At 72.9% G+C, this 20,061-nt stretch carries 17 protein-coding genes; 14 read left to right on the forward strand and 3 right to left on the reverse strand.

Annotated features, from left to right (window positions below):
• Positions 1–486 precede the first annotated feature (486 nt).
• On the forward strand, positions 487–2,676 hold the full coding sequence (locus I5Q34_RS06200; RefSeq protein ID WP_199891133.1) for an MMPL family transporter: 2,190 nt from the start codon (positions 487–489) through the stop codon (positions 2,674–2,676).
• Here the strand turns inward: I5Q34_RS06200 and I5Q34_RS06205 are convergent.
• Positions 2,673–3,389, reverse strand: a complete 717-nt coding sequence (locus tag I5Q34_RS06205; protein ID WP_199891134.1) for a gamma-glutamyl-gamma-aminobutyrate hydrolase family protein — start codon at positions 3,387–3,389, stop codon at positions 2,673–2,675. The genes I5Q34_RS06200 and I5Q34_RS06205 overlap by 4 nt on opposite strands.
• A 76-nt stretch (positions 3,390–3,465) precedes the next feature.
• Here I5Q34_RS06205 and I5Q34_RS06210 point away from each other — a divergent pair, with 76 nt between their 5' ends.
• Positions 3,466–4,350 (forward strand): LysR family transcriptional regulator, encoded by an 885-nt coding sequence (locus tag I5Q34_RS06210; protein ID WP_199891135.1) that lies wholly within the window; start codon positions 3,466–3,468, stop codon positions 4,348–4,350.
• Here I5Q34_RS06210 and I5Q34_RS06215 read toward each other — a convergent pair.
• Positions 4,328–4,492 carry a DUF6191 domain-containing protein gene (locus I5Q34_RS06215; protein WP_199891136.1) on the reverse strand — a complete coding sequence of 55 codons (165 nt, stop codon included), beginning with the start codon at positions 4,490–4,492 and terminating at the stop codon, positions 4,328–4,330. The genes I5Q34_RS06210 and I5Q34_RS06215 overlap by 23 nt on opposite strands.
• A 113-nt stretch (positions 4,493–4,605) precedes the next feature.
• Here I5Q34_RS06215 and I5Q34_RS06220 point away from each other — a divergent pair, with 113 nt between their 5' ends.
• Genes I5Q34_RS06220 through I5Q34_RS06230 form a run of 3 tightly spaced genes read left to right on the forward strand, consistent with a single transcriptional unit; the run spans position 4,606 to position 6,170 of the window.
• Positions 4,606–5,169 (forward strand): TetR/AcrR family transcriptional regulator, encoded by a 564-nt coding sequence (locus tag I5Q34_RS06220; RefSeq protein WP_199891137.1) that lies wholly within the window; start codon positions 4,606–4,608, stop codon positions 5,167–5,169.
• Entirely contained in the window at positions 5,166–5,558 is a 393-nt protein-coding gene (locus I5Q34_RS06225; RefSeq protein WP_199891138.1) for a cupin domain-containing protein, read from the forward strand. The genes I5Q34_RS06220 and I5Q34_RS06225 overlap by 4 nt, the downstream gene beginning before the upstream one ends.
• A 9-nt stretch (positions 5,559–5,567) precedes the next feature.
• Positions 5,568–6,170 (forward strand): DUF4865 family protein, encoded by a 603-nt coding sequence (locus tag I5Q34_RS06230; RefSeq protein WP_199891139.1) that lies wholly within the window; start codon positions 5,568–5,570, stop codon positions 6,168–6,170.
• Between the two features lie 609 nt (positions 6,171–6,779).
• On the opposite strand, the gene I5Q34_RS06235 is transcribed toward I5Q34_RS06230, so the two are convergent.
• Positions 6,780–7,772, reverse strand: coding sequence for an aldo/keto reductase (locus tag I5Q34_RS06235; RefSeq protein ID WP_199891140.1), 993 nt, complete (start codon positions 7,770–7,772; stop codon positions 6,780–6,782).
• Positions 7,773–7,857: 85 nt separating this feature from the next.
• Here I5Q34_RS06235 and I5Q34_RS06240 point away from each other — a divergent pair, with 85 nt between their 5' ends.
• The 9 genes from I5Q34_RS06240 to I5Q34_RS06275 all read left to right on the forward strand — a co-directional run bounded on the left by I5Q34_RS06240 (position 7,858) and on the right by I5Q34_RS06275 (position 19,993).
• Positions 7,858–8,859, forward strand: coding sequence for a 2-hydroxyacid dehydrogenase (locus I5Q34_RS06240; RefSeq protein ID WP_199891141.1), 1,002 nt, complete (start codon positions 7,858–7,860; stop codon positions 8,857–8,859).
• 176 nt (positions 8,860–9,035) lie between these two features.
• The gene (locus tag I5Q34_RS34410) at positions 9,036–9,176 is read left to right on the forward strand and encodes a hypothetical protein (protein WP_234428453.1); all 141 of its coding nucleotides are present in this window, start codon (positions 9,036–9,038) and stop codon (positions 9,174–9,176) included.
• A complete protein-coding gene (locus tag I5Q34_RS06245) occupies positions 9,173–12,115 on the forward strand; it encodes a bifunctional diguanylate cyclase/phosphodiesterase (RefSeq protein ID WP_277965636.1) in 2,943 nt (980 codons plus the stop codon). The genes I5Q34_RS34410 and I5Q34_RS06245 overlap by 4 nt, the downstream gene beginning before the upstream one ends.
• Before the next feature lie 280 nt (positions 12,116–12,395).
• Positions 12,396–14,282, forward strand: coding sequence for an acetolactate synthase large subunit (locus I5Q34_RS06250; RefSeq protein WP_199891143.1), 1,887 nt, complete (start codon positions 12,396–12,398; stop codon positions 14,280–14,282).
• Between the two features lie 15 nt (positions 14,283–14,297).
• Positions 14,298–14,822, forward strand: coding sequence for an acetolactate synthase small subunit (ilvN, locus tag I5Q34_RS06255; RefSeq protein ID WP_199891144.1), 525 nt, complete (start codon positions 14,298–14,300; stop codon positions 14,820–14,822).
• A 390-nt stretch (positions 14,823–15,212) separates the two neighbouring features.
• Positions 15,213–16,214 carry a ketol-acid reductoisomerase gene (gene ilvC, locus I5Q34_RS06260; protein ID WP_199891145.1) on the forward strand — a complete coding sequence of 334 codons (1,002 nt, stop codon included), beginning with the start codon at positions 15,213–15,215 and terminating at the stop codon, positions 16,212–16,214.
• 246 nt (positions 16,215–16,460) lie between these two features.
• Positions 16,461–18,065: a phosphoglycerate dehydrogenase gene (serA, locus tag I5Q34_RS06265; RefSeq protein ID WP_199891146.1), complete on the forward strand. Its 1,605-nt coding sequence runs from the start codon at positions 16,461–16,463 to the stop codon at positions 18,063–18,065.
• Positions 18,066–18,176: 111 nt separating this feature from the next.
• Entirely contained in the window at positions 18,177–19,550 is a 1,374-nt protein-coding gene (locus tag I5Q34_RS06270) for an MFS transporter (RefSeq protein WP_199891147.1), read from the forward strand.
• On the forward strand, positions 19,547–19,993 hold the full coding sequence (locus tag I5Q34_RS06275) for a MarR family winged helix-turn-helix transcriptional regulator (protein ID WP_199891148.1): 447 nt from the start codon (positions 19,547–19,549) through the stop codon (positions 19,991–19,993). Before I5Q34_RS06270 ends, I5Q34_RS06275 begins: the two co-directional genes overlap by 4 nt.
• Positions 19,994–20,061: the final 68 nt, after the last annotated feature.

Below are 20,061 nucleotides of genomic sequence, written 5' to 3' on the forward strand. Positions count from 1 at the left end.
GCCCCTTTGCGGGGCTGCGCCCCCGCGCCCCGCTTCGGGGCTCCGCCCCGGACCCGTATCGCGGCTCCGCCGCTCGTCCTCAAGCTCCCCGGAGGGGGCAACCCCCAGACGGGCTGGATTGCGCGCACCAATCAGCCCGTCTGGGGGTTGCCCCCTCCAGGGAGCTTGAGGACAGCGCCCGGAGGGCGCTTCGGGGGCAGGGGCGCAGCCCCGAACGGGGTCCAGGGGGCGGAGCCCCCGGTGGGGTGCAGGGGCGGAGCCCCGCTTGCCGCGCGGAGCGCGGTGTCGGGTCCCGGGGCGCAGCCCCGGGAGAAACGGTGAAAGGGCGGGCCGGGGGCACATCTCCCACCCCGCCCCAAGCCTGTGGCATAGGCCACAAAGCGGACAAACGATCTCCCCCGCCTGCCACAGTGGGACGCCAAAGGCCCACGCGCACGTGCCCTCCCCGGCGTGATCGGCGCGACCACGACACCCGGGAACCAGGGAATGACCTCACTCGCCCGGTGGTGCCTGCGCCGCCGCCTCGTCGTCATCGGCATGTGGCTCGCCGTTCTCGCCGGTACCACCGTCGCCGCCACCCTGGCCGGTTCGGCCTACTCCGACGACTACCGGCTGCCGGACACCGAATCCGGCCGGGCGACGGCCCTGTTGGAGCGGGACTTCCCCGCTCGGACAACAGCGGGCGACGACATCATCGTCTGGCACACCGTCCGCGGCACCGTCCGCGACCCCGCCGTCAAGCAGCGCATGACCGCGACCCTCCGCGAGGTCGCCGCCCTCCCGGGCGTCACCACGGTCGGCAGCCCGTACAAGGCCGACGGCGGCGGCGCCGTCAGCCCGGACGGCCGCACCGCCTACGCGCCCCTCTCCTTCGACGGCGACCCCGACGCCGGCCAGGTGCGCAAGGTCGTCGACACCGCCCGCGCCCCCGCCGAGGACGGGGACGGGAACGGCCTCGACGTCGCCCTCGGCGGCAGCTCGATCGGCGTCACCGAGGGATCGGACGGCCACCTCAGTGAGATCGTCGGCATCGCCGTCGCCGCCGTCGTCCTCTTCGTCGTCTTCGGCTCGCTCGCCGCCAGCCTGCTGCCCATCGCCACGGCCCTCGTCGGCGTCGGTACCGCCGCCATGGGCACGGTCCTGCTGAGCCACGTCATGACGGTCGCCGGTTTCGCGCCCATGCTGGGCACCCTCATCGGCCTCGGGGTGGGCATCGACTACGCCCTGTTCATCGTCACGCGGCACCGCAAGGGCCTGCGGCAGGGCCTGCCGGTGCCGGTCGCCGCCGAGCGGGCCGTGGCCACCACCGGCCGGGCCGTCGTCTTCGCCGGCGGCACCGTCTGCGTGGCCCTGCTCGGGATGCTCGTCCTGGGGCTGGACTTCCTCGTCGGCGTCGCCCTCGCCGCCTCGCTCACCGTCGTCCTCACGGTCGCCGCGTCCGTCACCCTGCTCCCGGCGCTGCTCGGCCTCATCGGCCACCGGGCGCTGGGCCGCCGCGAGCGGCGCCGCCTGGCGCACGAGGGCCCCCGCCCGGAGCCCCCCACCGGCCTGGCCGCCCGCTGGTCCGCCTTCGTCGAACGCCACCCCAAGGCGCTCGGCGCGGTGGCCGGCGCCGTGATGCTCGTCCTCGCGCTGCCCACGCTCTCGCTCCACCTCGGCACCTCCGACCAGGGCACCGACCCCGCGGCCTCCACCACCCGGCAGGCGTACGACATGATCGGCCGAGGCTTCGGCCCCGGCGTCAACGGGCCGCTGCTGCTCGTCGCCGAACTCGACGGCGCCGCCGACCGCCTCGCCTTCAACGAGCTCCCCGACCGCCTGCGGACCACGGACGGCGTGGCCTCCGTCGGCCGCGCGCAGCTCAACGGCGGCGGCTCCACCGGCGTCCTCACGGTCGTCCCGGCCACCTCGCCGCAGTCCCGCGCCACCAGCGACCTCGTCGAGCGGCTGCGCTCGGACGTGCTGCCCGCCGCGGAACGCGGCACGGGTCTGAGCGTCCACGTCGGCGGGCCGACCGCCGGCTACGACGACTTCGCCCGCGTCATCCTCGGCAAACTGCCGCTGTTCGTCGGCACGGTGGTGGGCCTGGGCTGTCTGCTCCTGCTGCTGGCCTTCCGCAGCATCGGCATACCGCTCAAGGCCGCCGCCATGAACATCGTGGCCGTGGCCGCCTCGTTCGGACTGATCGTCGCGATCTTCCAGTGGGGCTGGGGGAGCGAACTCCTCGGCCTCGGCCGGGCGGGGCCCATCGAGCCGTTCCTCCCCGTCGTCATGATCTCCGTGCTCTTCGGGCTCTCCATGGACTACCAGGTCTTCCTGGTCAGCAGGATGTACGAGGAGTGGCTCGCCACCCGGGACAACCGCCGCGCGGTGCGCGTCGGCCTGGCCGAGACCAGCAGGGTCATCAACTCGGCCGCGATCATCATGATCTCGGTCTTCCTCGCCTTCGTGCTCAGCGGCGACCGGGTGATCGCGATGTTCGGCATCGGCCTGGCCGCGGCCGTCGCCCTGGACGCCTTCGTGCTGCGCACGCTGCTCGTCCCGGCGCTGATGCACCTGCTCGGCGGCGCCAACTGGTGGCTGCCGCGCTGCCTGGAGCGATGGCTGCCGCGGATCAGCATCGAGCCGCCGGAGGAGCCGGAGCCGGCGGAACCCCGGGAACTCGTGCGCGCCTAACCCGCGTGCTCCACGGCACCCGCGTGCTCCACGGCCGCCCGGGCCAGCGCGCGGACCACCGGGTGCGCCCGCGTGCCGTCGCCCGCCAGCTCCGGCTGGAACAGCGTGGCCAGGAAGAACGGATGCCCCGGCAGCTCCGCGATCCGGATGCCGCCGTCCTCGTCGTGGCCGCTGAACCGCAGCCCGGCGTCGGTCAGTCCGGCGGCCCGCGCCGGGTCCAGGGCGTACGAGCAGTGGTAGCGCTCGACCGTGCGGCCCGCGCCGATGACGCGCTCGGCGAGGGTGCCCGGTACCACGGTCACCGGCCCCTCGTGGCCGACCAGCGAACAGGCCAGCGGAACGATCAACGGGTCCCCGGCCCCCGGCTCGTTCTCCGCGTGGGACACCTCCAGCCCGCACACGCCGCGCGCGAACTCCAGCAGCGCGTGCTGGAATCCGCCGCACGTGCCCAGGAACGGGATCCCCCGCTCCCGCGCCGTGCGCACGGCCGCGATCGCTCCCGCCTCGCTCCGGTACGGACTCCCCGGCAGCAGCCAGACGGCGTCGAACCCGTCGAGCGCGCCCGGCACTTCGGCGTCCCCGGTCGGGATCCAGTAGGCGTCCAGCGTCAACCGGTCGCGCCGGTCCAGGGACGCGAGGAGGCCGGGGACGCGGGTGTGGGAACGGACGGCGGGCGAGCGGTCGCCGACGAGGGCGAGGCGTGCTGTGGTCATGGGCCCATCCTGGCCGGGCGGTTCCCATCACCGCCAACGATGATCCCTGCACACCCCATTAGCGATACTGATGCCCATGGACCCCCATCTCCTGCGGACGTTCGTCGCCGTGGCGCGCCACGGCTCGTTCTCGGCGGCCGCCCGTGAGCTCGGCTACACACAGTCGGCCGTCTCCCAGCACATCGCCGCGCTGGAGGGCGACCTCGCGGTGCCCCTGCTGGAACGCCGGCCGGTGCGTCCCACGGAGGCGGGGGAGCGGCTGCTCGAACACGCCGGACCGCTGCTGCTGCGCCTGGACGCGGCGCGGGCGGACGTCGCCCGGCCGGCTGCTGCGCCGACGGCCCGGCTGACGGTCGGGGTCTCGCCGCCGGCCACCCCCCTGCTTGCCCGACTGCTCACCTTCCGGCGGGAGTTGACGGTGACGATACGGGTGCTGGACCGCGCGGCGATCCCCGCCGCCGTCTCGTCCGGCGACCTCGACCTGGGCCTGACGGACGGCATGACGGCCCCCAGTGACCCGCTCCCCCTCCCCGAGACCGGCCCCCTGACGGCCACCGTCGTCGCCGAGTCGCCGCTGTGCGTCGCCCTGCCCGCCGCCCACCCGCTCGCCCGCCGCCCGGGCCTGCGCCTGCCCGACCTCGCCGACGCCCTCTGGATCGACGCCCCCGGCACGGCCGTTCCGCCGGACCGGCTGCGCGCCGTGTGCGGCCCGGGCGCGTACCGGACGCGGCTGCGGTACGAGGGGACGGACGTACGGGGGCTGCTCGCGCTGGTGGCGGCGGGGCAGGGGCTCGCGGTGCTGCCGGCCGCGGCGGTGGCCGGGCTCGACGACGTCGTCGGGGTGCCGGTGGCCGCGCCGCGGCTGGTGCACCGGGTGGAGGCGCTGCACGGCGGCCGGCCCGCGGACGCCGTGCAACGCCTTCTGGGTCCGGGCCCGTTCACTCCCGTCGGGGGCGTATGACCACCTGCCCCGAGTCGAGGTCGACCGGCCCCCGTCCCGGGTCGGCGTCCCCGACGTCGTCGAGGCGCAGCTCGTGGCGGTCGCGCTCCTCCCTGGTGAACTTGCGCCCGGGGGCGAACAGCTCCTCCAACGCGTCGAACATTCCCACTCCCCTCGTGCCGCCGGGTTCCCCGGCGTCCTAGGGCAACGGCCATGGCCTGTGCGACAGTTCCGCCGCGGTTGCCTCTGTACCTACTGGTATGTACGCTAATGATCATGAGCACCTCGGAACGACTCATCGAGAGCACCCGCGAACTGCTGTGGGAGCGCGGCTACGTCGGCACCAGCCCCAAGGCGATCCAGCAGCGGGCCGGCGCCGGGCAGGGCAGCATGTACCACCACTTCAGCGGCAAGCCGGACCTCGCCCTCGCCGCGATCCGGCGCACGGCGGAGGAGATGCGGGCCAAGGCCGAGGAGCAGTTCTCCGGCCCGGGCACGGCGCTGGAGCGGATCTCCGCCTATCTGCTGCGCGAGCGCGACGTGTTGAAGGGCTGCCCGGTCGGGCGGCTGACCCAGGACCCGGACGTCGTCGCCGATCCCGTACTGCGCGGGCCCGTCGACGAGACCTTCGCCTGGGTCCGCGCCCGCCTCGCGGAGCTCCTCGCGGAGGGGCGCGACCGGGGCGAACTGGACGCCGCGCTCGACCCGGAGGCGACCGCGTCCACCGTCGTGGCGGTCCTCCAGGGCGGCTATGTGCTGGCCCGCGCGGCGGAGTCGTCCGAGCCGTACCGGCAGGCCGTCGAGGGAGTGCTGGGGCTGCTGCGGCAGCAGGCGCGATGAGGGCGGCGCCGGCCGAGTGGGTCACCGGTGCGGTGTCCGTCGAGCGGCTCGCGGCGCCCGTCGCGCCGTCGCGGCTGCGCGTGGACTCCGTCCGTTTCGCGCCCGGGGCGCGCACCGTCTGGCACCGCCATCCGCTGGGCCAGGTCCTGCACATCACCGCGGGCAGCGGGCTCGTGGGGCGGGCAGGTGGCGGTCCCGCGGAGACCGTGCGCACCGGCGACACCGTCGTCATCGGCGCGGACGAGTGGCACTGGCACGGTGCCGGGCCGGAGGGCCCCATGGAGCATCTCGCCGTGCAGGAGGCCGGTGCCGACGGCACCGAGGCCGAGCGCGGGGCGCCCGTTTCCGACGCGGAGTACGCGTCGGTACTGAATGTCGGTACTGAATGAGGATTGTTGATGCACGCGTTGCAGTACGAGATCACCCTGCCCGCCGACTACGACATGGAGATCATTCGTGAACGGGTCGCCACGCGGGGGCACGCCCTCGACGACCGGGCGGGGCTGGGGCTGAAGGCCTACGTCATCCGCGAGCGCGGGGTGGACGGTTCGCCGGTCAACCAGTACGCGCCGTTCTATCTGTGGCAGGACGTCGGGGCGATGGGCCACTTCCTCGTGGGCGGGGGAGGGTTCCAGGGGATCGTGGCCGACTTCGGGCGGCCGGCCGCCCAGCACTGGGTGGGCGTGGCGGTGGAGGCGGGGCCGGCGCGGGGGGCGGTGCCGCGGGCGGCGTCGCGTCGTCTCACGCCGATTCCCGTCGGCGAACCGGACGATCTCGCCGCCCTGTTCGAGCACGAGGTCGCCGAACTGGAGGGGCTGGCCGGGAGGGACGGTGTGCACACGGCGGCCCTGGCGTTCGATCCGCGGCGTTGGGAGTTGCTGCGGTTTGTGTTGTGGGAGCGGGAGGTTGCGGTGGGGGAGGTGGATGTGGCGGAGCGGTACGAGGTGTTGCACCTGTCGTCGCCCCACCTGGACGGGATCCCGGCTGGGCGCCATTGGTAGTCGACGGGTTTCTCCCCGCCCCGCCCTTTCACCGTTTCCTCCGGGGCAAGCCCCGGGCCCGTAACGCGACTCCGCCGCGTTGACCGGGGGCTTCGCCCCGGGGCCCGGCACCGCCGCGCGGTGAGCGGGGGGCGGAGCCCCCGCTCACTCCACTCGGGCCAGATATCCGTTCGGGCTGGACATCCACTCGGGCCAGATATCCGTTCGGGCTGGACATCCACTCGGGCTGGAGATCCCGCTCGGGCTGGACATCCACTCGGGTTGGACATCCTGCCCGGGCTGGACATCCTGTCCGGGTTGGACATCCTGTCCGGGCCGGGTATCCGGCGCGGACGCGAAATCCAGCCCGTCCGGCGTTTGAGGACAGCGCCCGAAGGGCGCTTCAGGGGCCCAGGGGCGGAGCCCCGGCAGGGGTGCAGGGGGCGGAGCCCCCGCTCGCCCGCGCCGAGCGCGGGCCCCGGGGCGCAGGGGCGGAGCCCCGCCCACCGCGCGAAGCGCGGTTCAGGGGCCCAGGGGGCGAAGCCCCCGGTCAACGCGGCGCAGCCGCGTTACGGGCCCCGGGGCCCGCCCCGGAGGAAACGGTGAAAGGGCGGGGCGGGGAGAAAACCCCTAGTCCCACGAACCCCGCCCCAGCGGCAACGCATCGAGCTCCGCCAGATCCCCCGCCCCCAGCCGCACCCCCGCCGCCCCCGCGTTCTCCGTCGCCCACCGCTCCTTCTTCGTCCCCGGCACCGGTATCACGTGCCGGCCCTGCGCCAGCACCCACGCCAGCGCGACCTGCGCCGCCGTCGCGCCGTGGCGGGCGGCGACCCGCCGCAGTCCGGCCACTATCGGCTGGTTCGCCGCCATCATCTCCGCCGTGAAACGGGGGTGCCGGGCCCGGATGTCCTCGGGCTCGAAGCCCTGCCCGGGGGTGAGCGTGCCGCTGAGGAAACCGTTCCCCAGGGGCATCGCCGCGAGCAGCCCCACGCCCCGGGACGCGCACCACGGCGCCAGCGCGTCCAGCGCCTCCCGTGACCAGAGCGAGAGTTCGGCCTGCACGGAGCTGACCGGGAAGACCTGCTGCACCCGTTCCAGCTGGCGGATCGTCGCGTCGTAGAGGCCGCCGCCCGAACGGCGGTGCGCGCGGGCGCCGATGGCGCACCAGCCCAGCGCGCGCACCTTGCCCGCGGCGACCAGGTCCGCCATCGCGCCCCAGGTCTCCTCCACGGGCACCTCGGGATCGGGGCGGTGCAGCTGGTAGAGGTCGATGACGTCCGTCTGGAGGCGGCGCAGCGACGCGTCGCAGGCCCGCTTCACATAGCCGGGGCGGCCGTTGGCGACGATGTGCTGGTCACCGACGAGCAGCCCGCACTTCGTCGAGACGAACGCCTCCGAGCGCCGCTCGCGCAACACCCGTCCCACCAGCCGCTCGTTGGTGAACGGCCCGTACATGTCCGCGGTGTCGAGCAGGCTCGCCCCGGCGTCCAGCGCGGCGTGGACCGTGCGCAGGGCGCCCTCGCCGCCCTGCTGGGAGGCGGTGTACGCCCAGTGCATGGGCATGCACCCGAGGCCGATCGCGCCCACTTCGAGCGCCGTCGCACCGATTGTCCTCCGCTCCACCGGCCGTGCCCTCCCGTTCCCTCCTGATCGGCGCGGCCCCCAACTTAACCTTTGCGGAGGGCGGCCCTTCGCCTAGCCTCCGGGCATGACCGCAGTTCACAGCCGTAACAGCAGCCTCGCAGGCCGTCCTACAAGCCGCCCCCTGGCCTGGCTCCCGTTCCGTCCCGAGGAGATCGGTGATCTCCCGGAACAACTGGAGTACGCCTTCTGGGACGGTACGGGGGAGTTCCCCACCGACCCCGCCCGGTGCGCCTTCTACTGCGTCCCCTACGACGTGGCCGGCGCGCTGGCCGGCCCCGAGCTGTGCACCCGCCCGTTGCCGCTGATGCGCAACGTGCGCGTGGTGCAGGCGCTGACGGCCGGCGTCGACCACCTGCTCCCCGCCGTGGCCGGCCTTCCGTCCGGCGCCGTGCTGTGCAACGCCCGCGGGCTGCACGACGCGAGCACCGCGGAACTGGCCCTCACGCTGATCCTCGCCTCGCTCCGGGACGTCCCCGGCTTCGTCCGGGCGCAGGACGCGGGGGAGTGGCGGCAGGGCTTCCGGCCCGCGCTCGCCGACAAGTCGGTGCTCATCGTGGGGTACGGCTCGATCGGCAGTGCCATCGAGGACCGGCTCGAACCCTTCGAGTGCGCGCGGGTGGTGCGCGTCGCGCGCTCACCACGGCACACGGAGCGCGGTCCCGTGCATCCGGTCGCCGCCCTGCCGGACCTCCTGCCCGACGCCGACGTCGTGGTCGTCGCCGCCCCGCTCACCGAGGAGACCCGCGGCCTGCTGGGCGCCCGCAACCTCTCCCGGATGAAGGACGGCGCCCTGCTCGTCAACGTCGCGCGCGGCCCGCTCGTGGACACCCCCGCGCTCCTGGCCGAGTTGGGGACCGGCCGGCTGCGGGCCGCGCTGGACGTGACCGACCCCGAGCCGCTGCCGCCCGGCCACCCGCTGTGGAGCGCCCCCGGAGTTCTCGTCACCCCCCATGTGGGTGGTCCCTCTTCGGCCTTTCCGCCCCGCGCCAAGGCGTTGCTCCGTGGCCAACTGGCCGGATTCGCACTGGACGAGCCTCTGCGAAACGTCGTAGCCACTGCCGTCTGAAGCCACGTACAGATACCGTTCGACTGCACTGCGTATCCATAATCCCGTAGCTAGTTACGCTATGTATATGAGCTATGTCCCTGAGTGACGGGTCTGGTGTATCGTCCGGACCGGGGGCTGCGCCGGGCACCGTACGGCCGCAGCGAAGCACCGGAACTCAAGGGGGGCGACGGGCGATGCACGGCCAATGGACGATCTACCCGACGCGGCTCATCCACACGCGGCTCGTCGACCGCGTGGCGACCCTGCTCCCGCGGCTCCCCCGGGCGGCCGCGCCGGAGGCGTTCCGGGCCCTGCCCGGGGCGGCGGAGCGGTGACCGCCCAGGGAGCGGCCCTGCCCCGGCGGCCCGCCCCGGCCGGCGGGCCCGCCGGGGCCTCGGGGGTGCTGTCCCAGCTCCTGCTCGCCGTCGTGTGCGGGGGCTACGCGACGGGGGCCGCCTTCGGCTGGGGATCGCCCGAGCTCGCCGCCACCATGGGCGACTTCGGGCTCAGCGGGGCCGCGGTGCTCGCCGCGGTCTCCTGCTTCTGGTACGCGCGCACCCGCACGACCCGTTTCCGCCCCGCCTGGCTGCTGTTCGCCGTCTCCTCCGGCATGGCCGGCTTCGGCAACTTCGTCTGGGGCTGGTACGAGGTCGTCCTCGGCGCCCGCGTCCCGGCCACCTCCGCGGCCGACTTCGCGTTCCTGCTCTTCGCGCCGCCGGCCATCATCGGCCTGCTCGTCCTCGCCCGGCGTCCGGTCACCCGGGCCGGCTGGGTCTGTCTGGCGCTCGACTCCTGGCTGATCGGCGGCTCGCTGCTCACCCTCTCCTGGAGCCTGGCCCTCGCCCACACCGCGCACTTCGCCGGCGAGACGGTGGCCCACGCCGCCCTCTCCCTGGCGTACCCGCTGCTGGACATCGTGCTGGTCTCCATGGTGCTGGCGCTGCACTTCCGGCGCTCGTCCGCCAACCGCTCCGCGATCAACACCGCGATCGCCGCGCTCGCCCTGACGGTGCTGTGCGACGCCCTGTTCACCTCGCCCCTGCTCCGCGAGAACTACCGCTCCGGCCAGATCCTCGACGCCGGCTGGTTCGCGGGCTACATGCTGATGGCGTACGCGCCCTGGGTGGCCCGCGAGCAGCACGGGACGCCCGCCCCGGCCGCCCGCCCGCAGCAGGCCGTCCGGCCCATCGCCGCCCTCACGCCGTACCTCGCGGCCGCGGTCTGCACGCTGGGCATCCTCTACAACGTCCTGGACGGCCACCACGTCGACCGGGTCGTGCTGTTCACCGGCTGCACGGTCGTCCTGGCCCTCGTCGTCCGCCAGGGCATCATGCTGCTCGACAACATCTCCCTCACCCAGGAACTGGCCCAGAAGGAGAACCACTTCCGCTCCCTGGTCCAGGGCTCCAGCGACGTCATCATGATCGCCGCGCCCACCGGGATACTGCGCTACGTCAGCCCCGCCGCCGCCGGGGTCTACCGGCGCGAGGCCGAGGAGCTCGAAGGCTCCGAGCTCGCGTCCCTCATCCACCCCGAGGACCTGGGCCGCGTCGTCCACGAGGTGCGCCGCTTCCTCGCCGCGCCGCCCGCCGACGAGCCCACCACACGCATCGAGTGCCGCTTCCGCTCCGGCGACGGCGACTGGCTCAACGTCGAGTCGACCGTCAACCGGCACCACGGCGGCCTCATCTTCAACAGCCGCGACGTCACCGAACGCGTCCGACTCCAGGCCCAGTTGCAGCACACCGCCGAGCACGACCCGCTCACCGACCTGCCCAACCGCGCCCTGTTCACCAGGCGCGTCCAACAGGCCCTGGCCGGCCGGAGAGTGACCGACTCCGGCACCGCCGTGCTCTTCATCGACCTCGACGGCTTCAAGGCCGTCAACGACACCGTCGGCCACCAGGCCGGCGACGAGCTCCTCGTCCAGGCCGCCCGCCGGCTCCAGGAGTCCGTCCGCGCCGGGGACAGCACCGCCCGGTTCGGCGGCGACGAGTTCGCCGCGCTGATCCTCGGCGACGGCACCCGCGACCCCGCCGCCCGGGAGTACCGGATCCTGGAGATCGCCGACCGGCTGCGGGTCACCCTCTCCCAGCCCTACGTGGTGGAGGCGGGCACCGAGGTCCGCGTCGCCGCCAGCATCGGCGTCGCCTTCGCGGAGCCCGGCATCACCCCCGGCACCCTCATGCGCAACGCCGACCTCGCCATGTACCGCGCCAAGCAGGCCGGCAAGGGCCGCGTCGAGCTCTACGCGCCCCAGATGCAGGCCGACGTGGTGCGCCGCGCCGAGCTCGCCACCCGGCTGCGCACCGCCCTGCACGACGGCGAGTTCGCCCTGCTCCACCAGCCCGTCGTGGAGCTGGCCACCGGCCGGATCACCGCGGTGGCCGCCCGGCCCCGGTGGCGCTCGCCGCAGGGGATCCTCTTCACCCCGGCCGAATTCCTGCGCGTGGCCGACCTCGACCGCGGCGAGGAGAGCACCCGCACCGCGGAACTCGGGCGCTGGACGCTGGAGAAGGCCATCGAGCAGGCCGCCCAGCGCCGCCGCGCCGGGCACTGCGTCCCGGTCTACGTCCGGCTGTCCGCGACCCGGCTGCTCGACGCGTCCCTGCCGCCCAAGCACCTGGAGTCGCTGCTCCTGCGGCACGGCATGCCGTCCGGCGGCCTCGTCCTGGAGCTGACCGGCGGCGACCCCCGGGTCCCGCTGGACGAGCTGGAGCGCCGGCTCGTCTCGCTGCGCCGGTTCGGCGCGCGCGTCGCCCTCGACGGCTTCGGCAGCGGGTACGCGGCGATGACCGCCCTGCGCCGGCTGCCGGTGGACGTCCTGCGGCTCGACCGCGAGCTCGTGGACGGCGTGACCGAATCCGCCCGCCTGCACAAGATCACCGCGGGGCTGCTGGGGATCGCCGGCGACCTCGGCGTGCTCTCCGTCGCCGAGGGCGTGGACGACGCGGAACAGGCCCGCGCCCTGCGCGCCATGGGCTGCACCCACGCCCAGGGCCGGGCGTTCTCCGGCCCGTTGGACGAGCACCGGCTGCGCCACGCGCTCGGCCGCGGCGCCTTCCCGGTGCCCGGCGGGGCCGCGGGCGACGACGGTGCGCACGGCCCCCTGCCCCCGCTGGGAGGTGGCGGAAAGAGGGTTCTCGTCGGTGGCCCGCTGCCCGTCGAGGTGGTCCTGTCGGCGGGGGCGCGGAGCGGAGCCGCGGGGGGCGCGGGGGCGCTCGCACATGCTCCATTGCGCTCAAATAGTGAGACGCCCGTCCCACCCACTTGACACCTCGCCCGTGACGGGGGGAGGGTCGGTCCCATGCGCACCCGAATTCTCGTACTTGGACAGCGCGTCGGCTGAAGCAGGCCGTACCGTCACCGCCTGCTGATCGCACCGGCGCGCTCCCCTCGCTTGCCTTACGGCACGAGGGGTTTTTTGTTGCACCGACACCCGAGAACACCGCGAACACCCGCCAGAAAACCCCCAGAAGTCCCCCCAGAAGTCCTTCTGGGCACCACCGTCGAAGCATCCGTCAAGCAGTCGAGTCTCCGAGAAGAGAATGTCGATGACCGAGCAGGCCACCGGGTCCCATCATCCGCAGCCGCGCAGCCGCGGCGGCGCGGCGCAGCAGCAGCCCGCCATCGTCGAGCGCGACGTCACGGGCGCGCAGTCGCTCATCCGCGCGCTCGAGGAGGTCGGGGCCGACACCGTGTTCGGCATTCCGGGCGGGGCGATCCTCCCGGCCTACGACCCGATGCTGGACTCCTCGAAGGTGCGCCACATCCTCGTCCGCCACGAGCAGGGCGCGGGCCACGCCGCCACCGGATACGCCCAGGCCACCGGCCGCGTCGGGGTGTGCATGGCCACCTCCGGCCCGGGTGCCACCAACCTGGTGACGCCGATCGCGGACGCCCACATGGACTCCGTCCCGCTGGTGGCCATCACCGGCCAGGTGTCGTCCAAGTCGATCGGCACGGACGCCTTCCAGGAGGCGGACATCTGCGGCATCACCATGCCGATCACCAAGCACAACTGGCTGGTCACCGACGCCGCGGAGATCCCGCGGACCATCGCCGAGGCGTTCCACGTCGCCTCCACCGGCCGCCCCGGGCCCGTCCTGGTCGACATCGCCAAGGACGCCCTCCAGGCGCGGACCACGTTCGTCTGGCCGCCCCACACCGACCTGCCCGGCTACCGGCCGGTCACCAAGCCGCACGCCAAACAGATCCGCGAGGCGGCCAAGTTGATCACTCAGGCCCGGCGGCCGGTGCTCTACGTCGGCGGCGGGGTGCTCAAGGCCCGCGCCACCGCCGAGCTCAAGGTCTTCGCCGAGTTGACCGGCGCCCCCGTCACCACCACGCTGATGGCGCTCGGCGCCTTCCCCGACAGCCACCCGCAGCACATCGGCATGCCGGGCATGCACGGTTCGGTCGCCGCGGTCACCGCCCTGCAGAAGGCGGACCTGATCGTCGCGCTGGGCGCCCGCTTCGACGACCGCGTCACCGGCCGGCTGGACTCCTTCGCCCCCCACGCCAAGGTCGTCCACGCCGACATCGACCCGGCCGAGATCGGCAAGAACCGCACCGCGGACGTGCCGATCGTCGGTGACGCCCGGGAGGTCCTCGCCGATCTGATCGTCGCCGTCCAGGCCGAGCACACGGCGGGCCACGTCGGCGACCACGCCGCGTGGTGGACCGACATCGACCGCTGGCGCCGGACGTACCCGCTGGGCTACGGCCACCCCGACGACGGCAGCCTCGCCCCGCAGCAGGTCATCCAGCGCATCGGCGAACTCGCCCCGGAGGGAACGGTGTTCGCCGCCGGCGTCGGCCAGCACCAGATGTGGGCCGCCCACTTCATCGGCTACGAGCAGCCGGGCACCTGGCTCAACTCCGGCGGCGCCGGCACCATGGGCTACGCCGTCCCCGCCGCCATGGGCGCCAAGGTCGGGGTGCCGGACCGCACGGTGTGGGCGATCGACGGCGACGGCTGCTTCCAGATGACCAACCAGGAGCTGGTCACCTGCGCGCTCAACAACATCCCCGTCAAGGTGGCCGTCATCAACAACGGCGCGCTGGGCATGGTCCGTCAGTGGCAGACGCTCTTCTACAACGAGCGCTACTCCAACACCGTCCTGCACTCCGGGCCGGCTGTGTTCAACGGTGGCTCCGCCACGGCCAACGGCAAGGAGCCCTGCTCCGGCACCCGCGTCCCCGACTTCGTCAAACTCGCCGAGGCGATGGGCTGCGTCGGGCTCCGCTGCGAGGACCCGGCCGAGCTGGACGCCGTCATCGAGCAGGCGAACGCCATCAACGACCGTCCGGTGGTGGTGGACTTCATCGTCCACCAGGACGCCATGGTCTGGCCGATGGTGGCCGCCGGCACCTCCAACGACGAGATCCTCGCCGCGCGCGGGGTCCGTCCCGACTTCGACGACGTCGTCGACGACTGACCGGGAGAATTGGTCATGACCAAGCACACGCTCTCCGTCCTGGTGGAGAACACGCCCGGCATCCTGGCCCGGATCGCCGCCCTGTTCTCCCGCCGGGGCTTCAACATCGACTCGCTCGCGGTCGGTGTCACCGAGCATCCCGACATCTCGCGCGTCACGATCGTCGTCAACGTCGAATCGCTGCCGCTGGAACAGGTCACCAAGCAGCTCAACAAGCTCGTCAACGTGCTGAAGATCGTCGAGCTGGAGGACAGCGCGGCGGTGCAGCGTCAGCTCGTCCTGGTGAAGGTCCGCGCCGACAACGAGAACCGCTCCCAGATCACCGAGATCGTCCAGCTCTTCCGCGCCAAGACGGTGGACGTCTCCCCGGAGGCGATCACCGTCGAGGCCACCGGGGGCGGCGACAAGCTCAACGCCATGCTCAAGATGCTGGAGCCGTTCGGGATCAAGGAACTGGTGCAGTCGGGCACGATCGCGATCGGGCGGGGCGCCCGGTCGATCACGGACCGCAGCCTGCGGGCGCTGGAGCGTTCGGCGTAGCCGGTGTTGTGTCCCCCACCCCGCCCTTTCCCCGTTTCCGCAGGGGCTGCGCCCCTGCACCACCCCGCGGCGCGGGCCGCGCGGGTCGGCGGGCTCCGCCCCTGCACCCCACCGGGGGCTCCGCCCCCTGGACCCCTTTCCGGGGCTCCGCCCCGGGGCCCGGCGCGGCTCCGCTGGGGAGTGCGGGGGCTCCGCCCCCTGCACCCCGGCCGGGGCTCCGCCCCTGGCCCCCGAAGCGCCCTTCGGGCGCTGTCCTCGAACTACCCGGAGGGGGCAACCCCCGGACGGGCTGGGCGCCCCCACCCATCCGAATCCCGAGACCCCTCAACCAACCTCGCCCCACCCGTCATACGGTGGGACGCACACACCACAAGCAAGGAGAAACCTCACGTGGCTGCCGAGCTGTTCTACGACAACGACGCCGACCTGTCCATCATCCAGCGCCGCAAGGTCGCCGTCCTCGGCTACGGCAGCCAGGGCCATGCCCACGCGCTGTCGCTGCGCGACTCCGGCGTCGACGTCCGCGTGGGTCTGCACGAGGGGTCGAAGTCGAAGAAGAAGGCCGAGGAGCAGGGGCTGCGCGTCGTCACCCCGGCCGAGGCCGCGGCCGAGGCCGACGTCATCATGATCCTCGTCCCGGACCCGATCCAGGCCGAGGTCTACGAGAAGGACGTCAAGGAGCACCTCAAGGACGGCGACGCGCTGTTCTTCGGCCACGGCTTCAACATCCGCTTCGGCTTCATCAAGCCCCCGGCCGGCGTCGACGTCTGCATGGTCGCCCCCAAGGGCCCCGGCCACCTGGTGCGCCGTCAGTACGAGGAGGGCCGCGGCGTCCCGTGCATCGCCGCCGTCGAACAGGACGCCTCCGGCAGCGCCTTCGCCCTCGCCCTCTCCTACGCCAAGGCCATCGGCGGCACCCGGGCCGGCGTCATCAAGACGACCTTCACCGAGGAGACGGAGACCGATCTCTTCGGCGAGCAGGCCGTGCTCTGCGGCGGCGCCAGCGCGCTGGTCAAGGCCGGCTTCGAGACCCTCGTCGAGGCCGGATACCAGCCGGAGATCGCCTACTTCGAGTGCCTCCACGAGCTCAAGCTGATCGTGGACCTCATGTACGAGGGCGGCCTGGAGAAGATGCGCTGGTCCGTCTCCGAGACCGCCGAGTGGGGCGACTACGTCACCGGCCCGCGCATCGTCAACGACGGGACCAAGGCCGAGATGAAGAAGGTCCTCGGCGAGATCCAGGACGGCACCTTCGCCGAGAACTGGATGAAGGAGTACAAGTCCGGTCTGCCCAAGTACAACGAGTACAAGAAGGCCGACCAGGACCACCTCCTGGAGACCACCGGCAAGCGGCTGCGCAAGCTGATGAGCTGGGTCGACGACAACGAGTGAGGCGGCTCCGGGCGGCGGGGGGCGCGCACCGGCGCGTCCCCCGCCGCCCGTTGTCCATCGTGTCCCGCCCCGTGGGGGTGATCCTTACGAAACGGCGCAGAACGTCCTTCCGCCCATGGCTAGACTGCCGCTCAACGAAAGCGCGTCAGGCTCACAGCGTCGTGCGTCTCCACGCGGCTGCGCCCCTTCACCGCCTGCGGCCGTCGGGACGGCCGTCAACAAGGACCAGTGAGGACTGAGACCCCCGTGAGCACTGCTTCGACCCGCAAGCCCGTCGTACTCATCGCCGAAGAGCTCTCGCCCGCCACCGTCGACGCCCTGGGCCCGGACTTCGAGATCCGGCACTGCAACGGCGCGGACCGCACCGAGCTGTTGTCCGCCATTGTCGACGTGGACGCCGTCCTGGTGCGCTCCGCCACCAGGATCGACGCCGAGGCGGTCGCCGCCGCCAAGCGGCTGCGGGTCGTCGCCCGCGCGGGTGTCGGCCTGGACAACGTGGACGTCTCCGCCGCCACCAAGGCCGGCGTCATGGTCGTCAACGCCCCGACGTCCAACATCGTCACCGCCGCCGAGCTCGCCTGCGGTCTGCTCATCGCCACCGCCCGCAACATCCCGCAGGCCAACTCGGCGCTGAAGAACGGCGAATGGAAGCGGTCGAAGTACACCGGCGTGGAGCTGTCCGAGAAGACGCTCGGCGTCGTGGGCCTGGGCCGCATCGGGGTGCTCGTGGCCCAGCGGATGTCGGCGTTCGGCATGAAGGTCGTCGCCTACGACCCGTACGTGCAGCCCGCGCGCGCCGCGCAGATGGGCGTCAAGCTCCTCTCGCTCGACGAGCTGCTGGAGGCGGCCGACTTCATCACCGTCCACCTGCCCAAGACCCCCGAGACGGTCGGTCTCATCGGTGACGAGGCGCTGCACAAGGTCAAGCCCTCGGTCCGTCTCGTCAACGCCGCCCGCGGCGGCATCGTGGACGAGACGGCGCTCGCCGCGGCCCTCAAGGAGGGCCGGGTGGCCGGCGCCGGCCTCGATGTCTACGCGACGGAGCCCTGCACGGACTCGCCGCTCTTCGAGTTCGACAACGTCGTGGCCACCCCGCACCTGGGCGCCTCCACCGGTGAGGCCCAGGAGAAGGCCGGCATCGCCGTCGCCCGGTCCGTGCGCCTCGCGCTCGCCGGCGAGCTGGTGCCGGACGCGGTCAACGTCCAGGGCGGGGTGATCGCGGAGGACGTCAAGCCGGCCCTGCCGCTGGCCGAGAAGCTGGGCCGGATCTTCACCGCGCTGGCCGGCGAGGTCGCCGTCCGGCTGGACGTCGAGGTGTACGGCGAGCTCACCCAGCACGACGTCAAGGTGCTCGAACTCTCCGCGCTCAAGGGCGTGTTCGAGGACATCGTGGACGAGACGGTCTCCTATGTGAACGCCCCCCTCTTCGCCCAGGAGCGCGGCGTCGAGGTGCGGCTCACCACGGGCTCGGAGTCCTCGAACCACCGCAACGTCGTCACCGTGCGCGGCACCCTCTCGGGCGGGGACGAGATCTCCATCTCCGGCACGCTGGCCGGCCCCAAGCACCTCCAGAAGATCGTCGCCGTCGGCGAGAACGGGGTGGACCTGGCCCTCGCCGACCACATGGCCTTCCTCCGCTACGTCGACCGCCCCGGCGTCGTCGGTGCGCTGGGCCGCATCCTGGGCGAGGCGGGCATCAACATCGCGGGCATGCAGGTCTCGCGCGCGGTCGAGGGCGGCGAGGCGCTGGTCGTCCTGACCGTGGACGAGTCGATCCCGGCTCCGGTGCTGACGGAGATCGCGGAGGAGATCGGCGCGACGTCCGCCCGCGGGGTGAACCTGAACGACTGAGCGTCGTCCACGAGGAAGCCCGGCCGCAGTGCCGGGCTTTTTCGTGCCCGCATTTAGTTGTACGCTTCCAATGGTTTGAGTTTTCCAACTATTGGTCTCCGGGAGGTTGGCGTGACATCCGATCGTCGCTGGCTCGTCCTCGGCATCTGCTGCTCGGCCCTGCTGCTGGTCAGCCTGGACAACACGATCCTCAACGTGGCCCTGCCGTCGCTGCGGACGGATCTCCACGCCTCGGTCTCCGGGCTGCAGTGGACGATCGACGCGTATGTCGTCGTGCTGGCCTCGCTGTTGATGCTGTCGGGCTCGATGGCCGACCGGTTCGGCCGCCGCCGGGTCTTCCTCACGGGCCTGGTGCTGTTCACCGCCGGATCGACGCTGTGCAGCCTGGCGCCGGGCCTCGGCTGGCTGATCGCCTTCCGCGCGGTGCAGGCCGTCGGCGGTTCGATGCTCAGCCCCGTGGCGATGTCGATCGTCACCAATATCTTCACCGATCCCAAGGAACGGGCCCGGGCCATAGGGATCTGGGGCGGGGTCGTGGGCATCAGCATGGCGGCCGGGCCCATCGTGGGCGGCGCGCTGGTGGGGTCGGTCGGCTGGCGCTCGGTGTTCTGGATCAACGTGCCCGTGGGGCTGGGGGCGTTGGCGCTGACCCTGCGGTTCGTCCCGGAGTCCCGGGCGTCGCGGCCGCGCCGCTTCGACCCGGCCGGGCAACTGCTGATGATCCTGCTGCTCGGCTCGCTGATCTACGGGATCATCGAGGGCGCGGCGGTGTTCTTCGGGATCGCGGCGGCCGCCCTCGTGGCGCTGCTCGTCGTCGGGACCCGGCGGGCCGAACCCCTCGTCGAACCACGGCTGTTCCGCAGCGCACCGCTGGCCGGGGCGACCCTCGCGGCGGTGTGCGTCTTCGCGGCGCTGGCCGGGTTCCTCTTCCTGACCATGCTCCACCTCCAGGAGCGGCGCGGGCTCTCCGCGCTGTCGGCGGGTGTGCACCTGCTGCCGATGGCCGTCATGTGCCTGGTGCTCGCGCCGGTGTCGGGCCGGCTGGTGGGGGCCCGGGGGCCCCGGCTGCCGCTCGTCCTGGCCGGGGTGGCGCTGACGGGGAGCGGGCTGCTGTTCGCGGTGTGCGGCGCCGAGTCCTCCGATCCGCTGCTGTTCACCGCGTTCGTGCTCTTCGGGGCCGGGTTCGGGCTGGTGAACGCGCCGATCACCAACACGGCGGTGTCCGGCCTGCCACGGTCCCGGGCCGGGGTGGCGGCCGCGCTGGCCTCCACCAGCCGGCAGATCGGTACGTCGCTCGGGGTCGCGGTCGTGGGCGCGCACGTCGGGGGCGTGGGCTGGTGGATCATCACCGGCTGCGGTCTGGCCGTCCTCGCCCTCGGTACGATCACCACCGGCCGCTGGGCCGCGCGGACCGCCGAGCGGGCCGCCGCCCGCCTCGACTCCGACGGCCGTCAGCAGATCAGGGTTCCGGTGACGAGGGCATGAGCAGTACGAAGGACGAAGCGGCGCGGCGGGCGTGGGGCGGGCTGAGGGAGGTCGTCCTCGGCGGCAACGAGCGCCGCAAGGAGGTCGTCGAGGCGCTCGGCATGAGCTTCTTCCGCGTGAAGGCGCTGCGGCGGATCGCGAAGGGGCCCCTGACGTTGCGGGAGTTGGCGGATTCGCTGACCACGGACCGGCCGTACACGACGCTCGTCGTGGACGACCTGGCGCGGCGGGGCCTGGTCGTCCGGTCCGAGAACCCGGCGGACCGGCGGTCGAAGATCGTGTCGGTGACGGGGGAGGGGCGGGCGGCGGCGTCGCGTGCCGAGGAGATCCTGGGTACTCCGCCGGCGGCGCTGCTGGCGCTGTCGGCGGAGGAGTTGGTGGAGTTGGAGCGGATTGTGGGGCGGTGGGCGGGGTTGGCGGGGCGCGGTGGTGAGGGGGCGTAGGTTTTCTCCCCGGCCCGCCCTTTCACCGTTTCCCGGGGAGACCCCGGACCCCGTCCGCCCTCCGGGCG

This window comes from Streptomyces sp. AV19, from assembly GCF_015999245.1.
Taxonomy (GTDB): Bacteria; Actinomycetota; Actinomycetes; order Streptomycetales; family Streptomycetaceae; genus Streptomyces.